Here is a 21,315-nt window from a genome sequence, read left to right as displayed (position 1 = left end):
TATATTTAAATATCATTGCAGGATAACCGACGGTATTTAATTATTTTTATCGATTCAGTATTATTTAACATAATTAATTGATTATTTTTTTATAGAAATAACTTTTTAGTGAAAAATAATTGTTAAAATATTGTTTTTGTTGAAAATTTATTATATTTGTACTGAAAAAAACACACTCACTTGAAAAGAAATTATCTTCTTTTCTGTAATCATATTGCATTCTGTTCGATAGGCATATTGGCAGCATTGATTATAGGAAATCTAAATATAGAGCATGAGCCATTTTCAAAATGGTCAGCTTCATTATTTTCTTATTCCGGTACATCTTATAGTATTTCAGATGAAGACAGTCAGAGAGGCGGTGTGAAAAATAACCTGCTTTCTGGATTTGATCAGTTGAAGGATAAGGTGAATTTTGATCATAATCTGAAACACTCTTTCTTTGTACCCTATACTTATAGTTTCTTATCTTCTTTAAACAAAAATATTTTTTCAAAACTTACTTATCGTCATTTTTCTGAATTCCCAAAATATTTTTTTTCCGACGATATTCCGTTATATGGAATAAGATTAAAAATAAATGCTGAAACCACACAATATTTAAGATCTGATATATTATTTACAGCAGATCTCAAACAGTCAAAAGGTTTTATATCTATCGTTAAAATTCCGGATAAATCTTTTTCTTAACCTGATCCGGCAGTTTCTTACTGCTTTTTTATACTTTATTCATTTCCCAAGTAGGGAAAGGTTTTTCGACGCTATATTCTATAAAAACACACAAAAAAAACAACAAATATCACTAAAAAAATGAAAAGCAAATTATTTACGATCGCAGCATTTTCTTTAAGTTCTTGGGCAATCGCACAAGTAGGAATCAATACAAATGATCCGAAAGCGAGCCTTGATGTTACCGGCTTTCCAGCCATAGCTGGTAAATTAGACGGAGTTATTGCTCCAAGGCTTTCTGGAGATCAGCTGAGATTAAAAACATATACCAATGCTCAGACAGGGGCTATTGTATATGTAACGGCGGCAGATACTAATCCTGGTGGGCAGACTGTAGCGGTTTTATCACCAGGATATTATTATTTCGACGGATCGAAATGGGCACAGTTCGGAGCAGACTGGCATACAGCCGGAAATATAGGAACTACAGCCACGGCAGCAACCTTAGGTACGAATATCACTACAGGAAATTACTTGGGAACAGCAGATGGGCAGAATCTGGTGCTGGCTACCAATAAAAATGTCAAAGGAACTCTGGATACTAATGGAACTTTACAGGGTGGAAACATGAATGCCTCAGGGCCCTATGCTTCTTTTACATGGGGATCCAATAATACACTGGGAAATACAAGCTCTTCGAATGTTGCTCTTGGAAGGGATAATACCGTTTCAGCACAGGCTGCAAATTTTCCCGGAATAGCCATTGGGATGAAAAATACGGCCGCCAGCGGTGCCAAAATTATCGGAAGCAATAATACCGGAACCGGTGCCACTACTTTAATATTTGGAAATGGGAATAATCTCATCAATACATCAGGCATTACTATTGGAAACAGCAATACAAATGACGGAGGGCTTGTTGTAGGTACCGGAAATACAGCCAGTATAAGCAATATGGCTTTTGGAGCCAATTCTACGGCTTCGGGAAGTGGCTATGCCTTAGCTGTTGGGTTTTCTGCACAGGCTTCCTCAAACCAGTCGGTGTACGGTAATGTAATGCATGTTTTTTCAGGACAGGGTGCAGTAGGAACAGCTGCTACTGATGTAGGAATCAATATGGCACCCAATGGGAATAATTTTGCAGATCTTGAAGTAAGTAAAGCGATTCTCATTAAAGCGAATACATTTAGTTCAAGCAGCCCAAGGCCTACATGCGATGCCTCCAATGCCGGAACTATCATTTATGAAGTATCATCATCAGTGGGGAATTTCGTAGGATGCAGACAAACCGGAGCTTCCACTTATGTATGGCAGAACCTTTAATAGAAACACACACAATTTTAAATAAAAATAAACAAAATGACAAGAAAATTATTCGAGAAATTAGCTGTGATGCTGATGGTAGTAATGTCTGCCATCGCATTTGCACAACAAGGCTATGAGCCTATCCGCGGGATGGGGGTAGAAGCAAAACCTGTTAATAATTCAGGAATTTGCCTTGCATGTTATAACGGGAACATGAATCCTGTAATAGACGCAGATCTGGACAATAAAGTAAGCATGGGGAACTTTGCCTCTCTGATTAGCGGAAACGGTATATCTGTAAAAAATACGAATGTTACCTATCCAGCAGGATATATTACAGGTTTTAATGTAGATCTGGGAACCAGCTTTATTACCGTAGATCTTTTAAGTTCATTGAAAATCAGTACTTATAAAAATGGAGTCCTTCAGGAGAGTACTACCAGCAGTACACTTCTTTCGGTTCCTGCATTCGGAGGAAATAAGAACAGAATTTTCCTGCATTTTAAGACGACAAAAGAATTTAATGAGGTAAGGTTATATCAGACCAATGTACTTTCGATATTCAGTGCAATGAATGTATATTATGCATTTGCATTCGATCCGGCTAAAGTGCCTGTTGATACGAATGGAATTTGTGATGATATCATTGCGGGAAGCGGAGTAGACGGAAATGTTTCCGGAAGCAGCAGTTTCCTTGCACCACTTTCATTTGTTCAGAACAGAGAAAGAATAGGGGATGGAGATAAAAATTCTTACGGTTCAATTGTACTTCCTGCCGGACTTTTAGGATCATATTCTGTAGGAGTATTAGATAAAAATCAGGTGTATCCTGCCGGGAACAGAACCGGATTTGTGATCTCTCCTGATGATGAAGGAAAGCTTTTAAGTGCTGAATTCTTAAAAAACATTACCGTTGAAACGTATTTATATGGCCAGCTTCAGGATTCCAGAACACTATCTGATGGTGGAGGTCTTATCAATATTAAAGTGCTTGGATTTGGATCAGGAAAACAAAAAGTAACGGTTACTACAACCAAGCCATTTAATGAAGTGCGCTTGAAAATAACGCAGACATTAGGCGTGAATCTAGGTTCTTTAAAAGTATATTATGCGTTCGAAGAGCCTGTAGCCTGCGACTGTGATGATAAAATCCAGACAAGCGGTTCCGCAGTCCCGGGAAATCTGGTAACAGGAACCAGCTGGACGTCCGGACCTGGATTCTTAGGGCTTATTCTTGCAAAAATGAGCAATTCAGGGAATATTGTAGATAACAATCCGTCTAATTATGCAACAGCAACTATTCCGGCAGCTTCCATTTTCAGTATCTTCTCGGCTTATGCCACGGTAAGTACCAATAGTGTGATGCCTGCCAATACCTATGCCGGATTTACTCTGGAAAAAGCTGCTAATCTGATCGGGGTAAGTGTTTTGGAAAATATCACAGTAACATTGTATAACGGAAATACCCAGACGGATACCTTTACCAGCACGGGAAGTCTGATCAGTGGAAACTTTTTTACTACAAATTCCAATAAGTTTTATGTAGGAGGAAAAGCAACAAAACCTTTTAACAGAATTAAAGTGACTTTTAACAGCGGTACAGCTGTGCGTCTTCCTCAGAGCTATAATATTTACAATGCTTTTGCGAGCAGAGATGATGATAATGATGGAGTGCCGAACTGCTTTGACCAATGTCCGAACGGGAATGATAGCATTGATAATAATGGTAATGGTATTCCTGACTGCGCAGAAGGCTGTACAGTTGTAAACGACAAATCACCTACACTGGATACAGATGGTGACGGAATTGTAGATGCATGTGATCTTGATTCTGATAATGACGGTATTCCGGATTCAATAGAAGATGCTGATAATGATGGCAAATTTGAAAACGATGATCTGGAAGGAGATCTATTAGTTGTTCCGGTTCTTGGTGATTCAGTTCCTAATTACCGTGATCTTGATTCCGATAACGATGGTATACTGGATCTGTTTGAGTCAGGTATTCCTATCTCGGTGATCAATCAGATTGATGCTGATCGTAACGGTATTATCGATAGTAATATAGCAGTAGGACAAAACGGTATTGCTGATATTCTGGAGACATATCCTGATTCCGGAGTGATGAAATATCAGATTAAAAATACAGATGGTGATGATAAACCTGATTTCCTTGATATTACTTCCAATGGTTCACAATATGATCTGTACGCTATCGGAAAAGATAACCTGGATGATCTTGGTGGTGGATTTATTTCCAGAATCAACGATATGGACAAAGATGGTATTCAGGCTGTGGTAGATACGGATCTTGTAAGAAGAGGAGCTCCAAATTCTCCGCTTTCCCCTTATGCGACTCTGCTGAAAAACGAACAGATGAAAACAAGTAAAGCGATAGGTGCTGAAATTACAGAGGCTTCCAGCGATGCTAAAATTTATCCTAACCCTGTAAAATCCGGTGAAAACCTTAATATAAAATCAGAAGAAGGTGGTATATATACAATGTTCTCTGCTCAGGGACAGCTGATTAAAACGGGTCAGTTCAACGGAAATACAGAGATTAGTACTTCTTCATTACCTGAAGGAATCTATATCATCAAAATAGAAACCAAATCAACTGTAAAATCTTATAAAGTAATTGTAAAATAACAAAAAAATATTTTCACTTATAATAATTTATTTATGAAAGGAAACCACTCGAAAGAGTGGTTTCTTTGTTTTGTTGATTGTTTAGTATTTTGAGAATTATGCTTTGAGGGTTTTAAGCGTAGATGGTATTGGAGTAATTTAATAATGTATAAAATATTTGTTGATTTAACCCCGCCTCCAAGTATGATGGTTTATGATACCACAACAAAATTATTAGCAGTTTTCAACGGATAGGCATGTACCTTCTGGAAACAGTAAGATAAAAGTTTTAAAATATTAACCACTTCATTTTGAAGTGGTTTTATTTGTTCACGCGGAAAATATTTTGTACCTTTGTCCCTCTTTTGGCGCGAATAATTGTTTGTATATCTATAAAATATTGAATATCACCTCTTTCATTAAAATGAAGGGGATTTTGTGTATATAGATGTTGCGGCGATCTCTGCCTCAAAAGTAATAAAAATATTTTGCATTACGCTGTGAAAAGATATACCAGCGTTGCAGTTAGAAGTCGGATAAAGACTTAAAGAATTGAGAATAAAGAATAAAGACCTGATCATTGCGCCAAAATTTTCTTGCTTTTTCTTTTCTCCAGCCTCTTTTTCTTTACTTTCTTCTGATATTTTTGTAATTAATCAAAATATTTTTTAACCCTTTCTTAAAAGTTTTATGAGTAAAACAACAGCAACAACTAGGGGGAATCAGAGAATTAATTTCTCTTCAGCTAAAGGAAAAATTATCACTCCTGACTTCCTGGACATCCAGATTGAGTCTTTCAGAGAGTTTTTCCAGCTTGATACTCTTCCGGAAGACAGAACAGACGAAGGTTTGTACAAGACTTTCCAGGAAAATTTCCCGATTACTGATTCCAGAAACCAGTTCGTATTGGAATTCCTGGATTATCTGGTAGATTCTCCACGTTATTCAATTGATGAGTGTGTGGAAAGAGGATTGACTTATTCAGTGCCTCTTAAAGCAAGACTTAAATTGTATTGTACAGACCCTGAACACGAAGATTTCCAAACCGTAGTTCAGGATGTATACTTAGGCCCGGTTCCGTACATGACGCCTAGTGGATCTTTCATCATCAATGGTGCAGAGAGAGTTATCGTTACGCAGTTACACCGTTCACCTGGTGTATTCTTCGGACAGACTTACCACGCTAACGGAACAAAGCTTTACTATTCAAGAATTATCCCTTTCAAAGGATCTTGGATGGAATTTACAACCGATATCAACAGCGTAATGTACGCGTATATCGACCGTAAGAAAAAGTTACCATTAACAACTTTATTAAGAGCGATCGGTTATGAATCTGATAAGGATATCCTTCAGATCTTCGATCTTGCTGAAGAAGTGAAAGTTTCTAAAGCAGCACTTAAAAAAGTAGAGGGAAGAACATTGGCAGCGAGAGTATTGAACACATGGTTCGAAGATTTCGTAGACGAAGATACAGGTGAAGTAGTTTCTATCGAAAGAAACGAAATCATCTTGGACAGAGAAACAATTCTTGAAAAAGAACACTTAGATCTTATTCTTGATGCTGGGGTGAAATCAATCCTGATTCACAAAGAAAACAGTAACGAATTCTCTATCATCCAGAATACATTACAAAAAGACCCTACGAACTCTGAGAAAGAAGCTGTAGAGTACATTTATCGTCAGTTAAGAAACGCAGATCCGCCAGATGAGGAAACAGCAAGAGGAATTATTGAAAAATTATTCTTCTCGGAGCAAAGATACTCTCTAGGTGAAGTAGGACGTTACAGACTAAACAAAAAGTTAGGTCTTAACATCCCTACTACAACTGAGGTTCTTACAAAAGAAGATATTATTGCTATCGTAAGACACTTAATCGAACTTGTAAACTCTAAAGCTGAGGTTGATGATATCGACCACCTTTCTAACAGAAGAATCAAGACGGTTGGAGAGCAGTTAGCAGGACAGTTCGGTGTAGGTCTTTCAAGAATTGCAAGAACAATCAAGGAGAGAATGAACGTTAGAGATAATGAAATCTTTACTCCGCTTGATCTTGTAAATGCTAAGACATTAACATCTGTAATTAACTCGTTCTTTGGTACCAACCAGCTATCTCAGTTCATGGACCAGACCAACCCGCTATCAGAAATTACGCACAAGCGTAGACTTTCTGCACTAGGGCCTGGTGGTTTATCAAGAGAAAGAGCAGGTTTCGAGGTTCGTGACGTTCACCATACTCACTACGGAAGAATCTGTCCGATTGAAACTCCGGAAGGACCAAACATCGGTTTGATTTCATCTTTAGGAATCTATGCTAAAATCAACAGACTTGGTTTCATCGAAACGCCATATAGAAAAGTAGAAGACAGCAAGATTGATCTTAACGCTGATCCTATCTATCTTAATGCTGAAGATGAAGAAGACAAAGTAATTGCTCAGGCAAACGTTGAATTAAGTGATAACGGTGACTTCTTAACAGACAGAATTATTGCAAGACTGGATGGCGATTACCCGGTAGTTGAACCTGCCCAGGTTAACCTTATCGACGTTGCTCCTAACCAGATCTCCGGTATTTCCGCCTCGTTAATTCCATTCCTGGAGCATGATGATGCGAACCGTGCATTGATGGGATCCAACATGATGCGTCAGGCCGTTCCATTGTTGAAGCCACAGGCTCCAATCGTAGGTACAGGTCTGGAACAACAAGTTGCGAAAGACTCAAGAATCTTAATCAATGCTGAAGGTACAGGTACTGTAGAATATGTAGATGCTGACAAGATTACTATTAAATATGAAAGAAGTGAAGACGAAGATTTAGTACAATTCGAGTCTGCTACTAAAACATATAACCTAACCAAGTTCAGAAAAACCAACCAGAGTACTACCATTACCCTAAGACCAAACGTAAGAGTAGGTGATGTAGTAGAAAAAGGACAGGTTCTTTGCGACGGTTATGCTACTGAAAACGGAGAATTGGCTCTTGGTAGAAACCTGGTGGTTGCATTTATGCCTTGGAAAGGATACAACTTCGAGGATGCGATCGTAATCAACGAAAAAGTGGTACGTGAAGACTGGTTTACTTCAATCCACGTAGATGAATACTCTCTTGAAGTTCGTGATACCAAATTAGGTATGGAAGAGCTTACAGCAGATATTCCAAACGTATCTGAAGAAGCTACCAAAGATCTTGACGAGAACGGTATGATCAGAATCGGTGCTGAAGTGAAGCCTGGAGATATCATGATTGGTAAAATCACTCCAAAAGGTGAATCTGACCCAACTCCTGAAGAAAAACTTCTTAGAGCAATCTTTGGTGATAAAGCAGGTGATGTAAAAGATGCATCATTAAAAGCTGATTCTTCATTAAGAGGAGTGGTGATCAACAAAAAATTGTTCTCCAGAAACATTAAAGACAAAAAGAAAAGAACTGAAGAAAAACTTAAACTTGAAGAAATTGAAAACACTTACAAGGCTAAGTTTGACGAGTTGAGAAACACTTTAATTGAAAAATTAAATACGCTGGTAAGCGGTAAAACTTCTCAGGGAGTGAAAAACGACCTTGATGAGGAAATTATCGGTAAAGGAGTGAAGTTTACTCACAAGTTATTAACTTCAGTGGAAGACTACGTAAACGTTAGCGGTTCAGACTGGACAGTTGACGCTGATAAAAATGAATTAATCAAACAATTAATTCACAACTACAAAATCAAGTACAACGATATTCAAGGGGTTAAAAACCGTGAGAAATTTGCTATTTCAATCGGAGATGAACTTCCTGCAGGTATCATGAAGCTGGCTAAGGTTTACATCGCTAAGAAACGTAAACTGAATGTAGGAGATAAAATGGCAGGACGTCACGGTAACAAAGGTATCGTTTCAAGAATCGTTCGTGAAGAAGATATGCCGTTCCTTGAAGATGGAACACCAGTAGATATCGTATTGAATCCACTAGGGGTACCTTCACGTATGAACATCGGTCAGATTTATGAAACAGTTCTTGGATGGGCTGGTCAGAAATTAGGATTGAAGTTTGCTACACCAATCTTTGACGGAGCAAGTCTTGATCAGATTACGGAGTATACAGAGAAAGCAGGTCTTCCTAAATTCGGTCACACTCACCTTTATGATGGTGGTACCGGAGAAAGATTTACTCAGGCAGCTACTGTAGGTATCATCTACATGCTGAAACTGGGTCACATGGTTGACGATAAGATGCACGCACGTTCTATTGGACCTTACTCATTAATTACTCAGCAGCCGTTAGGAGGTAAAGCTCAATTCGGAGGTCAGAGATTTGGAGAGATGGAGGTTTGGGCTCTTGAAGCATTCGGAGCATCCAACATCCTTAGAGAAATCCTTACCGTGAAATCGGATGACGTGATTGGTAGAGCGAAAACTTATGAAGCGATTGCAAAAGGTGAATCTATGCCTGAACCAGGTATTCCGGAATCATTCAACGTATTGCTTCACGAGTTACAAGGTCTTGGATTAGACGTAAGATTGGAGGAGTAAGATATCAGATGTCAGACACAAGATGTCAGACTATGACACTCTAAAAATTTTATAATCCTTGAATTTGGAATGATGATTTCGTCTGAAATCTGAAATCTGAAATCTAAAATCTAAAAAAAATTATGTCAAATAAAAATAAATCAAGTAGATTTAATAAAATAACCATCGGTTTAGCTTCACCGGAATCCATTCTTCAGGAATCCAGAGGAGAAGTTCTGAAACCGGAAACTATTAACTACAGAACGCACAAACCTGAAAGAGACGGGTTATTCTGTGAAAAGATCTTCGGTCCGGTAAAGGATTACGAATGTGCTTGTGGTAAATACAAGAGAATCCGTTATAAAGGAATCGTTTGTGACCGTTGTGGAGTAGAAGTTACTGAGAAAAAGGTAAGAAGAGAGAGAATCGGACACATCAATCTTGTTGTTCCAATTGCTCACATCTGGTATTTCCGTTCTTTACCAAACAAAATCGGTTACCTTTTAGGAATTCCTTCCAAGAAATTGGATATGATCATCTACTACGAAAGATATGTAGTGATTCAGCAGGGTATTGCTAAAAAATTAGACGGTTCCGATTTTGAAAATATGGAATTCCTTACAGAAGAAGAATACCTTGATATCATGGAAACTCTTCCTGTGGAAAACCAGTATCTTGATGATTCTGATCCAAACAAATTCATCGCCAGAATGGGTGCTGAAGCTGTAGAAGATCTATTAAAAAGAATCGATCTTGATGCGTTGTCTTTCGATTTAAGACACAAAGCTCACAACGAAGGTTCCAAGCAGAGAAGAACTGAGGCTTTAAAAAGATTGAACGTTGTAGAAGCATTAAGAGGTGCTAATACAAGAATGATCAACAAGCCTGAGTGGATGATCATGCGTGTACTTCCTGTTATCCCGCCAGAACTAAGACCATTGGTTCCATTGGATGGAGGACGTTTCGCGACTTCTGACTTAAATGACCTTTACAGAAGAGTTATTATCAGAAATAACCGTTTGAAGAGACTATTGGAGATCAAAGCTCCTGAAGTAATCTTGAGAAACGAGAAGCGTATGCTTCAGGAATCTGTAGATTCATTATTCGATAACACAAGAAAATCTTCTGCAGTAAAATCTGAATCAAACAGACCATTGAAATCACTTTCAGATTCATTGAAAGGTAAGCAGGGGCGTTTCCGTCAGAACCTACTAGGAAAAAGGGTTGACTACTCTGCTCGTTCGGTAATTGTTGTAGGTCCAAACTTACAGCTTCACGAGTGTGGTATCCCTAAAGATATGGCAGCTGAACTTTACAAACCGTTTATCATTAGAAAACTAATCGAGAGAGGTATTGTAAAAACAGTAAAATCTGCAAAAAGAATCATCGACAGAAAAGAACCTGTAGTATATGATATCCTTGAAAACGTGATGAAAGGTCACCCTGTTCTACTGAACAGAGCACCTACCCTTCACAGACTGGGTATCCAGGCTTTCCAACCTAAGATGATCGAAGGTAAAGCGATTCAGCTTCACCCGTTAGTAACAACAGCATTCAACGCCGATTTCGATGGTGACCAGATGGCGGTACACTTACCGTTAGGACCAGAAGCGATCCTTGAAGCTCAGTTATTGATGTTAGGTTCTCAGAACATCCTGAACCCTGCAAACGGTTCTCCAATTACAGTACCTTCTCAGGACATGGTTCTTGGTCTTTATTTCATGACTAAAGAATTGAGCTCTACAGAAGATATGAAAGTAAAAGGGGAAGGTCTTGCATTCTATTCTCCTGAAGAAGCGGAAATCGCTTATGCTGAAGGGAGAGTGTCTTTAAATGCTAAAGTAAGATGTAGACTTCCTATTAAAGAAGATGGAGTAATCGTAACAAGATTAATCGAAACTTCTGTAGGTAGAATCTTATTCAACCAGATCGTACCTAAGCAGGTAGGATATATCAATGAACTTTTAACTAAGAAATCATTGAGAAACGTTATCGGTAAGATCCTTGCTGATACAGATTTCCCTACAACGGTGAAGTTCCTTGATGCAATGAAAGACTTAGGATATTCAAACGCATTCAAAGGAGGTCTTTCATTCTCACTAGGGGATATCGTAGTTCCTGTTGAGAAAAAGCAGATGATTGCTACTTCAATTGAAACTGTAGACGAAATTAGAGCCAACTATAACATGGGTCTAATCACCGATACAGAACGTTATAATCAGGTAATTGACGTTTGGACAAACACCAACGCCGGATTAACTGAAATGATCATGAGCAGAATGAAAACCGACCAAGGTGGTTTCAACTCTGTATACATGATGCTTGACTCTGGAGCGAGGGGTTCTAAAGAACAGATCCGTCAGTTATCAGGGATGAGAGGTTTGATGGCGAAACCGCAGAAAGCCGGGTCTACCGGAGCGGAGATCATCGAAAACCCGATCCTTGCGAACTTTAAGGAAGGTCTTTCGATTCTAGAGTACTTTATCTCTACCCACGGTGCCCGTAAAGGTCTTGCGGATACCGCTCTTAAGACAGCCGATGCTGGTTACTTAACGAGAAGATTGGTAGACGTTGCACAGGACGTTATCGTTACAGAAGACGACTGTGGAACACTGAGAGGAACAGAAGTTACTGCCCTTAAGAAAAATGACGAGATCGTTGAAAAGATTTCTGAAAGAATCTTAGGTAGAGTATCTCTTCATAACATCTATGATCCTGAAAGTGATGAATTAATCACTGAAGCTGATCAGGTAATCAACGAAGCATTAGCTAAGAGAATTGAAGAAGCCGGATTAGAAGCAGTTGAGGTTCGTTCACCATTAACTTGTGAAGCTAAGAAAGGTATCTGTGCGAAATGTTACGGTAGAAACCTAGCAACAGGTAAAGTGATCCACATGGGAGAAGCGGTAGGTGTAATTGCAGCACAGTCAATTGGGGAACCAGGTACTCAGCTTACGTTGAGAACTTTCCACCAGGGGGGTACTGCAGGAAACGTATCGGAAAACCCATCTATCGTTGCAAGAAGAGACGGTATCGTTGAAATGGATGAAGTAAGAACCATTACTTCTGAAGATGAAAACGGTAATACAGCTGAGGTTGTAGTTTCCCGTTCAACAGAATTCAGATTAGTTGCTGATAATGAGTCCAGAACTCCATTAATGGTAGCTAACGTACCTTATGGATCTATATTAGCTGTGAAACCAGGTGATAAAGTGAAAAAAGGAGATACAATCTGTAAATGGGATCCGTATAACGCGGTAATTATTGCTGAAACTTCAGGTAAGGTAGAATACGAGGATATTATCCAGGGTATTTCATTCCAATTGGAGATTGACGAACAGACAGGATTTGAAGAGAAAGTAATCTCTGAATCCAGAAATAAGAAAGCCGTACCTACACTGAAAGTGGTAGACTCTAAAGGAGTTGAGCAGAAAGCTTACAACTTACCGGTAGGTGCCCACTTAATGGTAAATGATGGTGAGAAAATTAAGGCTGGTAAAGTCCTAATTAAAATCCCAAGAAAATCTGCAAAAGCAGGGGATATCACCGGAGGTCTTCCGAGAGTTACCGAATTATTCGAAGCAAGAAACCCTTCAAACCCAGCGGTTGTTACTGAAATCGATGGGGTCGTTTCTTACGGAAAAATTAAGAGAGGTAACCGTGAATTGATCGTTGAGGCTAAAACTGGAGAAAGAAAAATTTACTTAGTTAAATTATCTAACCAGATCTTAGTACAGGAGAATGACTTCGTTAGAGCTGGTTCACCACTTTCTGACGGTTCAATTACTCCGGACGACATCTTAAGAATCAAAGGCCCAACAGCCGTTCAGGAATACTTAGTAAATGAGATTCAGGAAGTTTACCGTCTTCAGGGGGTAAAAATTGACGATAAGCACTTCGAAATCATCGTAAGACAGATGATGACTAAAGTATCTATCGTGGATGGAGGTGATACTCAATTCCTTGAAGGAGCTCTTGAGCATAAGTATGACTTCCTGGAAGAAAACAACAGAGTATTCGGTCTTAAAGTAGTAGTTGATGCAGGTGATTCTAAAGAATTCAGACCAGGTCAGATGATTACTGCTAGAGAATTAAGAGACGAAAACTCTAAACTGAGACGTGAAGATCAGGCCTTAGTAGAAGTAAGAGAAGCTCTTCCTGCAACAGCAACACCTGTACTTCAGGGGATTACAAGAGCAGCTCTTCAGACGAAGTCATTCATGTCTGCAGCATCGTTCCAGGAAACGACTAAAGTTCTTAATGAAGCAGCAGTAGCTGGTAAAGTAGACGCTCTTGGTGGTCTTAAAGAAAATGTAATTGTAGGGCACAGAATTCCTGCAGGTACAGGTCTTAAAGAATACCAGAATGTTATCGTAGGTTCTAAGAAAGAATTCGAAGACCTTAACTAAAATTAAATGATTTGAAATTTGGGATTTGGAATTATTTTTATATTTTCACAATCTCAAATTTCGAATTTTAAAAACATAATTTATAACAATGGACAACAATCAAAATCCACAAGACGGAAACATCAACATCGAATTAAACGAAATGGTAGCTGCTGGTATCTATGCTAACTTAGCATTGGTAAACCACTCTCCATCTGAGTTCGTAGTAGATTTCATCCAATTAATGCCGGGGGTACAGCAAGCTAAAGTAAGATCAAGAGTTATTCTTGCTCCTCTTCATGCTAAAAGAGTTTTAAACGCTCTTCAACAGAACATCGCTAACTATGAGCAGCAGTTCGGAGAAATCAAAGAAGTTGAGCCTTTCGTATTAGGAGGAAACAACGTACAAGCTTAAGATTTTTCTTATCATAAAATAGAATACCCCGGTTTTCCGGGGTATTTTTGTTAAATGCTAATAGATCTTTTTATAGATCCATGATCTTCAAAATAAGTTCTCGGTTTTTCCTTATAAAATTCATATTATTTTAATTTTCAATTTAAAATATATATTAAAAATACCAATATTTAGTTATTTTTAACATTATGATGAAAGATTTTTATTAATATCGCATATTAGTTGCTCGATTTTATATATTTGCTTAAAAATACCTCACAAAAAAAGATATGATAAATGACCAGTTTATTCTCCAGAAATTTGGGTTTTTAGGTCGTGGTTTTTTAACTGAAATTGAAAAACATGCAGTGATGACCAATATAAAGTCGAAGACGGAAATTATAAGGGAAGGACAGAAAAATAAATATGTCCCTTTTCTGATAAAAGGCTCTATTAAAGTTTTTACCCTTAATGACGGCCGGGAACTTATTTACTATTACATCAGGCCCAACGATAGCTGCCTTATGACCTTTTCCTCCATTTTTACAGACTATGTGAGCAGAGTATATGCGATAGCAGAAGAAGATTCTGAAGCTTTGCTTATCCCTGTTTCCGTAATACACGACTGGCTGATTCAGTTTCCGGAAATCAATAAATTATTCTACCGGGAATACGACAGACGTTTCTCGGAAGTCATGAGTATGGTCAATGAAGCTGTTTTTCACAGGCTTGACAGACGTGTTTTGAACTATATAAAACAGCAGATCTCCTTAACTGGAAATAATCCTATCAAGATTACCCATCGTGAAATAGCCAGCAGCTTAGGAACTTCCCGGGAAGTGGTAAGCAGGGTGTTAAAGAAAATTGAAAGTGACGGAGAAATTGTTCAGGCTAAGGAAGGAATAAAAGTCGCTGTAAATGAAAATGTTAGATTAGTCTAATTTATGTTGTTTTAAAGGTTTTAGTTTAATCATTGATAAAAACTATTTATATGGTGACTTTTATCACACATTTTTGAATCGATATCTCTATAAGTTTGTCATATCATAATTTAAATTCAAATTGTAGTAGTATATGACAAAGACTCTATTATTTTTGTCAGTATTTTCATCAGTTTTTGCCTTTGGACAGGAAGATCTGCTGAAAGATATTGACACTATTAAAACCGATACAGAAATTTCACAGCCCGCTTTTAAAGCTCTTCAGATTGTTACGGCACAATCTACAAAACTTGCTGCCAAAAAAGAATGGTATATTGTTGTTGCCCATAGATTTGGTGACATAAGCACAGGATTTAAAGACTTTTTCGGACTGGATAATGCATCCACTAAATTAGGTGTTATCTACGGTGTTTCAGATGCAGTTTCTGTAAGTCTTTCCAGAGAAACCAATATGAAAACCTTCGAAGGGGCATTAAAATATAAACTGACCAAGCAAGATGAAAACTTTCCGGTGGATATCGTTGGCTATAATGTAATGGGAGTAAATACGGATCTTAGTAAAGATACTTATCCTTATCTTAAATTCGGTGACAGACTCACTTATCTTACACAAGCCTTAATCTCAAGACGATTTAATGATAACCTATCATTACAGCTCATCCCTTCATACGTCCATAAAAACCTATATGAACCAACAATAGAAGATAAGAACCAGTTTTTAACCGGATTGGGAGGACGCTATAAAATATCAAAAAGAGTTTCTGTAAACGCAGAATATTTTGTGAATTTTGATAATCACAGTTTTTATAAAAACCCTCTGTCATTAGGAGTAGATATAGAAACTGGAGGACATATTTTCCAGCTGCTATTCACCAATTCCCAGATCAATTCAGATATAGGCTATCTTACCAATGCAGTGGGAAAGTGGGGCAAAGGGCAGATTTTCTTTGGATTTAATCTTTACAGAGTATTTTAAAATGAAAAAGAACATATACATAATGCTTTCAGCAGTTTTACTAACTGCCTGTGACAGCAGAACCTACGAGGAAGTATCTGAGAATAAGCCAATTGTCGAACTGGTAAGATACAACCAGGATGTAAAGCCAATTGTGGATAATAACTGCATAGGTTGCCATTCGGCAGGAAGTTTTAAACCTCTGGTGTCTTATAATGATGTAAAAAATAATATAGAAGGAATTCTCAACAGAATACAGAGAGCAAACGGTGATCCCGGGAAAATGCCTCAGGGCGGATCTTTGTCTCAGACACAGATTAATATTTTTATTAAATGGAAAGCTGACGGATTAACTGAAAATTAAAAAATATTTGATATGAAAAAATTAGGATTATTAAGTGTATTACTACTTTCGGCTGGTTACGCTTCAGCACAAAAATACAGCTCTAAAACGGGAAAAGTAAGTTTTGAGGCTTCAGTACCTTTATTCGAAGATATTTATGCGAAGGATGACAATAATGTTGTTGTTTTAAATGCAGATACCGGAGAAATGGCATCAGTTTCATCTGTGAAGAACTTTCATTTTAAAACAAAATTAATGGAAGAACATTTCAATGAAAGCTATGCCGAGACTGCGAAATATCCGAAAACGACTTTCAAAGGGAAAGTTGTCAACTTCGATAAAGCAAAGCTGAGTGCAAGCCCACAAAAGTATACCGTTCAGGGAACTTTAAATTTTCACGGAGTGGATAAAGCCGTTTCTTCCACAGCAACAATCTATGCAAAAGATGGGAAAATCTATATGCAGGGTGGTTTTATAGCGAAGCCTGCAGATTATAAAGTAGCTATTCCGAAGATGGTTACTAAGAAAGTAGCAGAGAATGTAAATATTGAATATAACTACGTAATGCTCCAACAATGAAAAATCTGATCTTCATGTTAGGAATATTTCTGGGTTCACTGGTATCTGCTCAGGAGAAAGCAAAGTCAATATTTGATATTGCCAGAAGCGGAACACTTACCGAAGTAAAGGATCTGATGAAACAGAACCCGGATATTATTAACCAGGTCAATGAAAATGGTTTTTCGCCACTTATTTTAGCCTGTTACAGAGGGAATATTGAGGTTGCTCAATTTTTGATTGACCATGTAAAAGATGTTAATTATAAAAGTGGCGAAGGAACTGCATTGGCAGGACTTGCAATAAAGTACAACAGAGATCTGGTGGAACGGTTGCTAAAGAAAAATGCAGATCCAAATATTGCTGATGCTACAGGATATACACCTTTGTTCTGGGCAGTAAAATCAGGAAACAAAGATCTGGTAGAGCTGCTGCTGAAATATAAAGCAGATAAATCCAAAAAAGATTCAATGGGAATGACTCCTTTTGAATATGCATTACAGACCAATAACAACGAAATTATTAAACTCTTAAAAAATTGATATGAAAAAAATTCTACTAACACTTAGTTTAGCCTTTGCAAGTTTAGCCTGGGCGCAGTTTTCGTCAGAAACGGTAATGACACCTGTCATGACGGTGAAATTAGTGACTGATCCTACAAAAGTAACCCTTACCTTAACAGGAGATAGTAATTCAATGCTGGGAATAGGTTTCGGTAATTCAGGAATGGGGGCTGGTGCAGATGGGTTCATTTATAATTCGTCTGCGAATAGAGACTATTCTTTCAGTGGAGTTCCTAATGCTCCTTCACCTGATTCATCTCAGGACTGGACGCAAACATCAAATACTGTGTCAGGAAGTATAAGAACTATTGTGGCTACAAGATCTCTTTCCGGTGGAGCAGGGGATTTTGCAATTCCTAATGCAGCAGGAACAATCAATATTTTTTATGCACGCAGATTAGGTAATCAGGATTTAGGATATCATGGAAATACAGACAGAGGTTATGCAACATTAACAATGACAGCTACTACCTTAGGAACCAGTGAAGTTGCTGCCGAGAACAAGAAAGTTAATCTTTATCCGAACCCGGCCAAGGAAACTGTAAGTATTAAAAACGCAGACAAAATAAAATCTGTTGAGATCTACGACTCAACAGGAAGGAAGGTAAGAACAGCAAATACGGATGGAGAGAATATCAATATTTCCGACCTGAAATCCGGAATTTATTATTTCGAAGTTACTTTAAAAGATGGAAATAAGTCTTATGAAAAGCTTATCAAAGAGTAATTAGATCTCTATACAGATGGAAGTCCCTTTTATAGCTTGCTGTAGAGGGACTTTTTCTATAAATACCTAAAAGATTTGTCTATTGTTTTATACCTTTGCCCTATCTGTATAGTATGAAAATTATTTTTGAATAATATTAATTCTTCATAGAAAAAAATATAATAACAAGAAAACAATGGAATTTAAAAATTTAGCAGGAACCGATATCAAGGAGCTTTTATCCGTATTTAACCTTTCTTTTTCAGATTATATCGTTCCTTTTCATCTGACAGAAGAACAGCTTATTTCAAAAATAAATACTGAAAAAATAAATTTGGATATCTCCGTAGGTGTATTTGATTCCGGACACCTGGCAGGTTTTATTCTACAGGCAGAAAAGGAAGAAGATGGTGAAAAAATAATTTATAATGCGGGAACCGGAGTAATTCCGGAGGTTAGGGGAAAAGGTCTGGTAAGAAAAATGTACGATTTTATTCTTCCTGTATTACAAGAAAGAAATGCAGATAGATTATTGCTTGAAGTCATTGAAGGAAATGAACCCGCCATCCGGGCTTATGAAAATTTAGGTTTCAATGTGGTAAGAAAATTACTTTGCTTCAGAGGAAATATCATTCTGGCAAAAGAAAATCCTGATATTATTGTAAGAGAAATGGAAGGCTTCCAATGGGAGAATTTCCTTTCTTTTTGGGACATTGAACCTTCATGGCAGGCTTCTGTTTTTGTTCTTGACGATATACTCAAAGAATGTATTATTCTTGGAGCTTATAGGGATACAAAGCTTGTAGGATACGCTATTTATAATCGTTCTTCAAAAAAGATATATCAGTTGGCTGTCGATAAAAGTCATAGAAAACAAGGAGCTGGAACAATGCTTTTCAAAGCGATAGCACAAATAGCAGGAGGATCAGAAGTATCGGTAAATAATGTAGATGATATGTCAAAGGAAACTTTTTCATTTTTGAGCAGTACTATTGGTCTTAAAAACTGGATATCGCAGTTGGAAATGAAAAAAAATCTCTAAAAATTCAGTTTTAATATACTTTTAACCTCATTCATTTTTCGGACAGATATACAGGCCGTAACTTTGTCAAAATTTAAATAATGAAGCGAGGAATACAAATTTTACTGCTCTTTTTTTCTTTGACAGCTTTTGCCCGGCAAACCATTATAGATACGGCACAGATCATCATACCCGGCCGTACCAATAGTATAGAATCCCAGAGAAAACCTTATGTAATCATGATTTCAGCAGATGGCTTCCGGTATGATTATGCCAAAAAATATCATGCTGAACATCTTTTACAACTTTCTGAAAATGGAGTACAGGCCAAAGCAATGATTCCAAGCTATCCAAGTATTACTTTTCCTAACCATTGGAGTCTGATCACAGGTCTATATCCTTCTCATCATGGTCTGATTGACAATTTTTTCTACGATTATAATAGAAAGGAAGCCTATGCGATGAGTAATAAAAAGAATGCTGAAGATGGAAGCTGGTACGGCGGAACTCCGCTTTGGGCACTGGCCGAAAAGCAGGGAATGGTATCTGCATCTTTAATGTGGGTAGGTTCTGCAAGTGATGCCGGAGGAATAAGGCCTTCTTATTATTATCCCTATCATGAAAAATTTACTCCTTCTGAAAAGGTAAATAAAGTAGTGAACTGGCTGAAGCTGCCTGAAGATAAAAGGCCCCATTTTATCTCATTATACTTCCCGGAAGTTGACGGAAGCGGCCATCACTATGGACCAGATACTCCGGAAACTGAAAGCGCGGTTCATTTAATTGATCAGGCTGTTGGTGATCTGGTTCAGAAAGTAAATGGCTTAGGTTTAAAAAATGTCAACTTTATTTTTGTTTCAGATCATGGAATGATTAAAGTAGATGGAGGGGCTCCGCTGGAAATTCCAGCCATACTTTTTGATAAAAACAGATTTGATTTCTATAACTCTCAGACCCTGTTAAGAGTATATGTAAAGAATCCTGCTGAAGTAAAAGCGGTATATAAGGAATTAAAAGCTCATAAAACAGCTGACTATGAAGTGTATCTGGATAAAAAACTTCCCAAATATCTGCATTTTGCCACTAAAGATGATACTTATAAAAGAATCGGGCAAATCCTTCTCATTCCTAAAGCTCCAAAAATATTTTTGGAAAAAGACAAGAAAACGTCAGCAGGAAAACACGGTTACAATCCTGGAATAGTTCCGGAAATGAAAGCTACATTCTATGCTTGGGGCCCTGAATTCAAAAACAATCAGCAGGTCAATGAGTTTGAAAATGTAAACGTCTATCCTTTAGTTGCAGAAGTTTTAGGATTAAAAACGGATCAGCCGATCGATGGAAAATTAAAAGTTCTGAAAGAAATATTGAAAGATAGAAAAAAGTAAAATTCAAAGCTATATAAAGAGTTTCGGCGCACCAAAGGTGCGCCGAAACTGTTCCAGAACAAAAAATAAAACTTAGAATTTATCCGCAAATTCTTTAGCAAAATCCTCGAGCTTAATATTTCCTGTAACAGGTGCTCTGTGATCAATAAAGTCTTTTTGTATAATGCCTGTTCTCATTCCTTTTCCCATCTCTGTATACAGTTCGGCCATATTCTGGGGAAGTCCCGCCTGTATCATTCCATTGAAAGCATCTTCATCAGAAAACTCTATCCAGGGTAATTCCGGTTTTTCTACTGAGGCTCCTAAAACTTTAGCAAAATCAGAAGCGTTTCGGGTGTCGCTCACAATATATCGGATATTTTTACCTGTTTCATTTTTTACAAGCTCTTCAGCGGCTGCTTTGGCAATATCTTTAGGATGAACCAGAGGAATATTTATCTCTGCAGAATAATTTCCGCCAATGATTCCTGCATTTTTAATTAAAGGAATATCATTAAAAAAGTTGGTGTAAAAATACCCTGCCCTTAAAAAAGTAAAAGAGGTGTTTTCTACATTGCTATAGAGTTTTTCAATATGATGAAGGCCTTTAATCGGACCGTTTTCTACAGGAGATTCTGCTCCCACGCTGCTCAGCATAACGGCTCTTTTTACCTTGGCTTTTTTCAAAGCTTCAGCGTAATTTTTTCCTGCGTTAATAGTATTTTCAACGATATTTACAGCACTGATGGCAGGAGGTGTCATTAAAAAGACAGCATCTGCACTTTCAAATGTTTGGGCCAGAAAATCTACATCTTCTATTGACCCGATTGCAGGAATGGCACCCAGTGATTCAATATCATGTTTTCTGGCTTCACTGCTGCTGATTATGGTGATCTCATGGCCTTCTGATAGAAGCTGTTGTGCTAAAGGCTTGGCTGTATTTCCTAATGATCCTGTGATGACAATTTTCATATGTAAATTTTTTT

The 21,315-nt window shown here is 37.6% G+C and carries 15 protein-coding genes; 14 read left to right on the top strand and 1 reads right to left on the bottom strand.

From position 1 onward, the window contains the following. The first annotated feature begins 237 nt into the window (after positions 1–237). From J2Y40_RS14260 to J2Y40_RS14195, 14 genes are all read left to right on the top strand, one after another. A complete protein-coding gene (locus J2Y40_RS14260) occupies positions 238–690 on the top strand; it encodes a hypothetical protein (protein ID WP_153395820.1) in 453 nt (150 codons plus the stop codon). A 120-nt stretch (positions 691–810) separates the two neighbouring features. Continuing rightward, positions 811–1,992 (top strand): hypothetical protein, encoded by a 1,182-nt coding sequence (locus J2Y40_RS14255; RefSeq protein ID WP_153395819.1) that lies wholly within the window; start codon positions 811–813, stop codon positions 1,990–1,992. A gap of 36 nt (positions 1,993–2,028) precedes the next feature. After that, positions 2,029–4,623: a T9SS type A sorting domain-containing protein gene (locus J2Y40_RS14250; protein ID WP_309999634.1), complete on the top strand. Its 2,595-nt coding sequence runs from the start codon at positions 2,029–2,031 to the stop codon at positions 4,621–4,623. Between the two features lie 669 nt (positions 4,624–5,292). Continuing rightward, on the top strand, positions 5,293–9,114 hold the full coding sequence (rpoB, locus tag J2Y40_RS14245; protein ID WP_153395815.1) for a DNA-directed RNA polymerase subunit beta: 3,822 nt from the start codon (positions 5,293–5,295) through the stop codon (positions 9,112–9,114). 122 nt (positions 9,115–9,236) lie between these two features. Next, on the top strand, positions 9,237–13,502 hold the full coding sequence (rpoC, locus tag J2Y40_RS14240) for a DNA-directed RNA polymerase subunit beta' (protein ID WP_153395813.1): 4,266 nt from the start codon (positions 9,237–9,239) through the stop codon (positions 13,500–13,502). Positions 13,503–13,590: 88 nt separating this feature from the next. Then, entirely contained in the window at positions 13,591–13,896 is a 306-nt protein-coding gene (locus tag J2Y40_RS14235; RefSeq protein ID WP_002976436.1) for a DUF3467 domain-containing protein, read from the top strand. A gap of 350 nt (positions 13,897–14,246) precedes the next feature. Then, positions 14,247–14,816 (top strand): Crp/Fnr family transcriptional regulator, encoded by a 570-nt coding sequence (locus tag J2Y40_RS14230; protein ID WP_309999632.1) that lies wholly within the window; start codon positions 14,247–14,249, stop codon positions 14,814–14,816. Positions 14,817–14,949: 133 nt separating this feature from the next. Further along, positions 14,950–15,792: a DUF5777 family beta-barrel protein gene (locus tag J2Y40_RS14225; protein WP_153395809.1), complete on the top strand. Its 843-nt coding sequence runs from the start codon at positions 14,950–14,952 to the stop codon at positions 15,790–15,792. Between the two features lies 1 nt (position 15,793). Further along, positions 15,794–16,135 carry a hypothetical protein gene (locus J2Y40_RS14220; RefSeq protein WP_185151972.1) on the top strand — a complete coding sequence of 114 codons (342 nt, stop codon included), beginning with the start codon at positions 15,794–15,796 and terminating at the stop codon, positions 16,133–16,135. A 12-nt stretch (positions 16,136–16,147) separates the two neighbouring features. Continuing rightward, positions 16,148–16,693: a YceI family protein gene (locus J2Y40_RS14215; protein WP_153395805.1), complete on the top strand. Its 546-nt coding sequence runs from the start codon at positions 16,148–16,150 to the stop codon at positions 16,691–16,693. Positions 16,694–16,707: 14 nt separating this feature from the next. Then, entirely contained in the window at positions 16,708–17,214 is a 507-nt protein-coding gene (locus tag J2Y40_RS14210; protein WP_231128681.1) for an ankyrin repeat domain-containing protein, read from the top strand. 1 nt (position 17,215) lies between these two features. Further along, the gene (locus J2Y40_RS14205; RefSeq protein ID WP_153395802.1) at positions 17,216–17,962 is read left to right on the top strand and encodes a T9SS type A sorting domain-containing protein; all 747 of its coding nucleotides are present in this window, start codon (positions 17,216–17,218) and stop codon (positions 17,960–17,962) included. A 175-nt stretch (positions 17,963–18,137) separates the two neighbouring features. Beyond that, positions 18,138–18,983, top strand: a complete 846-nt coding sequence (locus J2Y40_RS14200) for a GNAT family N-acetyltransferase (protein ID WP_309999630.1) — start codon at positions 18,138–18,140, stop codon at positions 18,981–18,983. 80 nt (positions 18,984–19,063) lie between these two features. After that, entirely contained in the window at positions 19,064–20,350 is a 1,287-nt protein-coding gene (locus J2Y40_RS14195; RefSeq protein ID WP_153395798.1) for an ectonucleotide pyrophosphatase/phosphodiesterase, read from the top strand. Positions 20,351–20,422: 72 nt separating this feature from the next. Here the strand turns inward: J2Y40_RS14195 and J2Y40_RS14190 are convergent, their stop codons facing one another. Further along, the gene (locus tag J2Y40_RS14190; protein ID WP_309999629.1) at positions 20,423–21,301 is read right to left on the bottom strand and encodes an NAD(P)H-binding protein; all 879 of its coding nucleotides are present in this window, start codon (positions 21,299–21,301) and stop codon (positions 20,423–20,425) included. Positions 21,302–21,315 lie beyond the last annotated feature (14 nt).

The sequence above is a fragment of the Chryseobacterium sp. 2987 genome (assembly GCF_031456375.1).
Lineage (GTDB): Bacteria > Bacteroidota > Bacteroidia > Flavobacteriales > Weeksellaceae > Chryseobacterium > Chryseobacterium vaccae.
The sequence above is the reverse complement of the archived record's forward strand: the minus strand, read 5'-3'. Positions and strand labels throughout refer to the sequence as shown.